The organism is Arthrobacter sp. HMWF013, from assembly GCF_003061105.1.
Lineage (GTDB): Bacteria > Actinomycetota > Actinomycetes > Actinomycetales > Micrococcaceae > Arthrobacter.
Genome location: NZ_QAIQ01000571.1, coordinates 1 through 1,607 on the forward strand (window position 1 = coordinate 1; position 1,607 = coordinate 1,607).

The following is a 1,607-nucleotide window of genomic DNA, read 5'->3' on the forward strand; positions in this document are numbered from 1 at the left end:
AAGTGGATCAGCGGCGCCCCGAGGTGACGGACGTGGTCCAGTGCGCGGGCGGAAGCGGGTGCCACGTACTTGGTGTAGTCGGCCAGCCCCAAGGACCCGGCCCACGAATCGAACAACTGCCCGGCGGATGCGCCTGCTTCAAGCTGGGCGCGCAGGAACATGCCTGACGCGTCGGCTGCCCAGTTGGCCAGGGCGGTCCAGGTCTCCGGGTCCGCATGCATCATGGTGCGCGGGCCCAGGTGGTCCCGGGACGGCTTGCCTTCCACCATGTACGCCGCCAGCGTGAAGGGGGCACCGGCGAAACCGATCAGTGGGGTCTTGCCGAGCTGCGCAACCGTCAGGCGGACCGCTTCCCGGATGGGCTCCAGAGCTTCCCAGGTCAGCTGGGGCAGGGCGGCAACATCGGCAGCGGTGCGGACCGGCTTCTCCAGCACGGGGCCCACGCCGGGAACAATGTCCACGCCGACGCCGGCGAGCTTCAACGGGATCACGATGTCCGAGAAGAAGATGGCCGCATCAACGTCGTGGCGCCGGACCGGCTGCCGGGTGATCTCGGACGCCAGTTCCGGCCGCAGGCACGAGTCCAGCATGGCCACGCCTTCGCGCACTTTCAGGTACTCAGGGAGGGAGCGTCCGGCCTGCCGCATGAACCACACCGGGCGCCGGGACGGCTTGCCGCCACGGTACGCGGTGATCAGCGGGGAATCCGCGGTGCGCCCGTCCATCAGCGGGTGGCCGGCGGGAAGAGCGCCGCCGTCGGTCAGGGCATTGGTCGCGGCGTTGGACACGGCGGAGCTGGAAGTCATGCTTCCGATTGTGCCCAAAATCGGGCGTAAAAGATAACGACAACCTGTCACCCGCCGCATCCACGCCGGTCCCGTGGCCCGAATCACAGACCCTTGTTGCGAGGCCCACCTCCCCTGGTTGTTCTACCGGGCCACGAAAAAGCTATGATTGATCTGCTGTGGTTCTTTTCTCATTGGTGGCTACACACGCCGACATCGATCTTGAGACCGTTGCTCAGTTGAGCAACGGTGCTTCAGAGATCGCCACATCCGCTCTCTCCGGATCGCCGGCAGTGACGGGTGCGGTAGTCCTTGCCACCTGCAACCGCTACGAGATCTACGGCGAAGCGCCTCATCCGGACGACGTCGAGGCTGCCCGCGCGGCCCTCGTCTCCCAGATCAGCGGCCTCAGCGGCCTGAACGAACAGCTGGTCTCACGTTCCTTCAGCACCCGGACCGGTTCCGAAGTCACCCAGCACCTGTTCGCCGTCAGCGCCGGACTGGACTCCGCCGTCGTTGGTGAGCGTGAAATCGCAGGGCAGGTCCGGCGGGCCCTCATCACCGCCCAGCATGAAGGCACTGCCAGCTCGGGCCTGGTCCGTCTCTTCCAGGCGGCGTCCAAAACAGCCAAAGACGTCGGCGCGCAGACAGCCCTCGGTTCCCGTGGCCTGTCCATCGTCTCCGTCGCCTTGGATCTGGCCACCGATCTCTCGGAATTCCCTGACTGGTCCACCAAGAAAGTCGTGGTTTTCGGTACAGGCGCCTACGCCGGGGCCACCATGGCGCTGCTGCGTGAGCGTGGCTGCACCGACATCTCCGTGT

The 1,607-nt window shown here is 66.2% G+C and carries 2 protein-coding genes; one reads left to right on the forward strand and one right to left on the reverse strand.

The window, feature by feature from the left end; genetic code table 11:
* The coding region (locus DBR22_RS19495) for a uroporphyrinogen decarboxylase family protein (RefSeq protein ID WP_108600363.1) at nucleotides 1-806 on the reverse strand (806 nt) is incomplete at its 3' end.
* A 158-nt stretch (nucleotides 807-964) separates the two neighbouring features.
* Between DBR22_RS19495 and DBR22_RS19500 the strand changes: the two genes are divergently transcribed.
* On the forward strand, nucleotides 965-1,607 hold a 643-nt coding region (locus DBR22_RS19500; RefSeq protein ID WP_108600364.1), incomplete at its 3' end, for a glutamyl-tRNA reductase.